Genomic DNA, 4,048 nt, shown 5'->3' with positions numbered 1-4,048 from the left:
CAGCATCGCCTTGCGACGATCACCGAAGCCCGGTGCCTTCACGGCGCAGACCTTGACGATGCCGCGGATGGTGTTGACCACCAGGGTCGCCAGCGCTTCGCCTTCGACTTCCTCAGCCACGATCAGCAGCGGCTTGCCGGCCTTGGCGGCGCCTTCCAGCACCGGCAGCAGGTCACGCACGTTGGAGATCTTCTTGTCGTGCAGGAGGATGTACGGATCTTCCAGCTCGGCCTGCATCGACTGCTGGTTGTTGATGAAGTAGGGCGACAGGTAGCCGCGGTCGAACTGCATGCCCTCGACCACGTCGAGCTCGTTGTCGAGGCCGGAACCGTCTTCCACGGTGATCACGCCTTCCTTGCCGACCTTGTCCATCGCCTTGGCGATCAGCTCGCCGATGTTGTGGTCGGAGTTGGCCGAGATCGCGCCGACCTGGGCGATTTCCTTGGAGGTCGAGGACGGCTTGGACAGCGCCTTCAGCTCGCCGACGGCGGCGCTGACGGCCTTGTCGATGCCGCGCTTGAGGTCCATCGGGTTCATGCCGGCGGCGACCGCCTTCATGCCTTCGCGGATGAAGGCCTGGGCCAGCACGGTGGCGGTGGTGGTGCCGTCACCGGCGTTGTCGGAGGTCTTGGACGCGACTTCCTTGACCATCTGTGCGCCCATGTTCTCGAACTTGTCGGCCAGCTCGATTTCCTTGGCGACGGAGACACCGTCCTTGGTGATGGTGGGGGCGCCGTAGCTCTTGTCGAGCACGACGTTGCGGCCCTTCGGGCCCAGGGTTGCCTTCACGGCATTGGCAAGCACGTTGACGCCGCGCACCATGCGCGAACGGGCATCTTCGCCAAAACGAATGTCTTTAGCAGCCATTGTGAAATACCTCGATCAGAATTCAGTAAGGAATAGAGGGAAAGACGCGATCAGCCGAGCACGGCGAACAGGTCGTCTTCCTTCACCACCAGGTACTCGACGCCATCGAGCTTGACCTCGGTGCCGCTGTACTTGCCGAACAGGACCTTGTCGCCGACCTTGACCTGGGTCGGGCGCAGCTGGCCGTTGTCGAACACCTTGCCGCTGCCGACGGCAACGACTTCGCCCTTGATCGGCTTCTCGGTGGCCGAATCCGGGATCACGATCCCGCCGGCGGACAGCTTCTCTTCTTCCATGCGCTTGATGACCACGCGGTCGTACAGCGGCTTGATATTGGACATGACAACCTCGCAAATGGTTGATTGATGGTGGAAAACCCGGAGATTTTAGCAGTCGCATGGCGCGAGTGCCAGAATCGGGACGCAGCGCATCCCGAACCCGGGATGGCGAAGAGATGGGGCGGGTCTGGCGGGTTTCAAGGGCGATCGGTGCGAACCGGGCTACCCTTGGCGGATGGACGTGCTGCTCTGCCTGACCACCTGCCCGGACGCCGCCAGCGGCGAGCGCATCGCCGAAGCGCTGGTGGACGAACAGCTGGCCGCCTGCGTCAATGTGCTCCCCGGGCTGCGTTCGACCTACCGCTGGCAGGGCGCGGTCGAACGCGCCGACGAGCTGCTGCTGTTGATCAAGACCACCCGCGCCGCCTGGCCGGCGCTGCAAGCGCGGCTGCTGGAATTGCACCCCTACGAACTTCCCGAATTGCTGGCGGTCAAACCGGCGGACGGGCTGCCCGCCTACCTGCAATGGGTTGCAGACGCGGTGCAGCGGTAAAATGACGGGATGACCGATTTGCCCATTTTCCTGCGCCGCTGGCTGGCCGCAGCGCTCCTGTTTGTCGCCGCGCTGCCGGCGCCGGCGCAGGACGTTGAATTGCCACCGGTCGACCAGGTGTTCGTGCTCTCGGCGCAGGCCACCGCGCGCGACCGCATCGCGGTGCGCTGGAAGATCGCCGACGGTTTTTATCTGTACCGACACCAAACCGCGGTCAAAGCAAGCACCACCTTCCGCGACGCGCAGCTGGCGCTGCCGGAAGGCGCCAAGCACCACGACCGTTTCTTCGGCGACGTCCAGACCTATCGCCAGACTCTGGTCGGCGTGCTGACCGGGACACCCCTCGACGGTGCAGCCAGCGTGACGCTGACGGTGAAATACCAAGGCTGCGCCGACGCCGGCGTGTGCTATCCACCGCAGACACGTACCCTCACCGTTCCCTTGCCCGCTGAGAATGACCCCACGGCTGGCCTCGGCTTCGGACGTGGTCCGGGAACCACGGCTTTCGGTCTGGGCGGCGGCAACGCGGCGGGCATGCCACTGCCGGAAAATCGTGCGTTCACATCCGAAGTGATTGCCCTCGACGGCAACAGCCTGTTGCTGCGTTTGACCCCAGCCAAGGGCTACTACATCTACCGCGACAAACTCTCGGCCCAACTGCAGGCGGGCCCCGGCCTGGCCGCGTCGCTGCCGCCCGCGGCTCGCCTGCCCAAGGCCACACCTTACCGAGACGAGCACTTCGGCAACGTCGCGGTGTATTTCGATCAGGTCGAGATCCCGTTGGCCGTCACCCGCGACACCGTCCGCGCCGCCACTGGAACCTTGGTCATCGGACTGCAGGGATGCCAAGACAACGGCATTTGCTACCCGCCGATGACCCGTACGCTTGCGGTGTCGCTGCCAGCCGGACGGCTGGGCGGCGGCGCTGACGGAGCGCCACCCGTGGCGGCAACGGCAACGACGCCTGCCGCAACAGTCCAGGACGCAGCCACGAGACCACAGGCCGAAACACCCATGGCCGCGGGCGGGGTCGTTCCCCCGGCTCCGGAAGTGTTTGCCGCGCCGGACCCTGTGCCGCCGACCTTGTTGGAGCGGACTGCCCCACCACAGCAGCGATCCCCGGGCCTGCTGCTCGCGCTGGTGCTGGCCCTGCTCGGCGGCTTGATCCTGAACCTGATGCCCTGCGTGCTGCCGGTGCTCTCACTCAAAGTGCTGTCACTGGCCCAGGGCGGGGAAAGTCGCCAGCGCGCGCACCGGCATGCGCTGGCGTATACCGCCGGGGTGTTGGCCTCGATGCTGGCGCTGGGCGGGTTGATCCTGGCGCTGCGCAGCGATGGCCTGGAGGACTGGATCAGCTGGGGCTTTCAGCTGCAGTTCCCGCGCATGGTGGCCGTCCTCGGCCTGCTGATGTTCGTGCTCGGCTTGAGCCTGTCTGGCCTGTGGTACGCACACGTGCGTGTCGGCCAGCGCGCCGGCGCGCTGGCGGCAGGACAAGGCGTGCGCGCCGACTTCTTCACCGGCGTCCTGGCCGTGATCTTGGCCACCCCCTGCACCGCGCCGTTCATGGGTGCCGCACTGGCCTATGCCTTCATCGCCCCGACAACTGCGGCCCTGCTGGTGTTCCTGATGCTGGGGCTGGGGCTGGCGCTGCCGTTCCTGCTGATCGCCTTCATCCCCGGCCTTGCCCGCCTCTTGCCGAAGCCGGGCGCATGGATGGAGACGCTCAAACAATTACTGGCTTTCCCGATGTATGCCACCGCCGCGTGGCTGGTCTGGGTATTGGCGCATCAACGCGGTGCCGATGCCGTGGGGCTATGGCTGACCGCCGCCATTTTGCTGGCGCTCGCCGCATGGGCGTGGACCCATGCCCGCCGCACGAGCCTGCGCTGGCCGGCGCTGCTGGCCGTCGTTGCCCTCGTTGCCGCCATTTGGCCGATCCACCGCATCGGCAGCTTGCCCGTCCCGCAGCAGAACCACGCGCAAAGCGATCTGGCAACACCATACTCAGAAGCCCGTCTGGCCGAGCTGCTCGCCCAGAACCGGGTGGTGTTCGTCAATATGACCGCTGAATGGTGCGTCAGCTGCAAGGCCAACGAGAAGGCAGTGTTTTCACGCGAAGGCTTCCGCAATGCCTTGGCCGCGACCGATGCGGTGTACATGATCGGCGATTACACCAATGTAGACCCCGCCATCAGCGCCTATTTGAAGCGCTACGGCGCAGTTGGGGTGCCGCTGTACGTGGTGTATCCGCGTGGCGGCGGCGAAGGCCGCGTGCTGCCGGTGTTGCTGACGCCCAGCATGGCGGCTGACGCGCTGGCGCAGGCGGCACGATGATGCCCTCCAATCGAAT

At 65.7% G+C, this 4,048-nt stretch carries 4 protein-coding genes; 2 read left to right on the top strand and 2 right to left on the bottom strand.

The features are described 5' to 3' along the window. Positions 1–867: chaperonin GroEL (gene groEL, locus IT472_RS10875; RefSeq protein WP_297181527.1), on the bottom strand; the 867-nt coding region annotated here is incomplete at its 3' end. A gap of 50 nt (positions 868–917) precedes the next feature. Beyond that, positions 918–1,208 (bottom strand): co-chaperone GroES, encoded by a 291-nt coding sequence (gene groES / locus IT472_RS10870; protein ID WP_297181525.1) that lies wholly within the window; start codon positions 1,206–1,208, stop codon positions 918–920. 172 nt (positions 1,209–1,380) lie between these two features. Between groES and cutA the strand changes: the two genes are divergently transcribed. Together cutA and IT472_RS10860 are read left to right on the top strand one after the other, a co-directional pair. Then, a complete protein-coding gene (gene cutA, locus IT472_RS10865) occupies positions 1,381–1,698 on the top strand; it encodes a divalent-cation tolerance protein CutA (RefSeq protein ID WP_297181523.1) in 318 nt (105 codons plus the stop codon). 9 nt (positions 1,699–1,707) lie between these two features. Continuing rightward, on the top strand, positions 1,708–4,032 hold the full coding sequence (locus IT472_RS10860; RefSeq protein WP_297181522.1) for a protein-disulfide reductase DsbD: 2,325 nt from the start codon (positions 1,708–1,710) through the stop codon (positions 4,030–4,032). Positions 4,033–4,048 lie beyond the last annotated feature (16 nt).

Source organism: Thermomonas sp. (assembly GCF_020850895.1).
Classification (GTDB): Bacteria; Pseudomonadota; Gammaproteobacteria; order Xanthomonadales; family Xanthomonadaceae; genus Thermomonas.
Note: the sequence above shows the minus strand (reverse complement) of the source record. Positions and strands in the feature narration are given on the sequence as shown.

Coding starts and splice junctions, on each gene's coding strand:
- groES (WP_297181525.1), bottom strand. CDS start 1,208: ATGTCCAATATCAAGCCGCTGTACGACCGCGTGGTCATCAAGCGCATG.
- cutA (WP_297181523.1), top strand. CDS start 1,381: ATGGACGTGCTGCTCTGCCTGACCACCTGCCCGGACGCCGCCAGCGGC.
- IT472_RS10860 (WP_297181522.1), top strand. CDS start 1,708: ATGACCGATTTGCCCATTTTCCTGCGCCGCTGGCTGGCCGCAGCGCTC.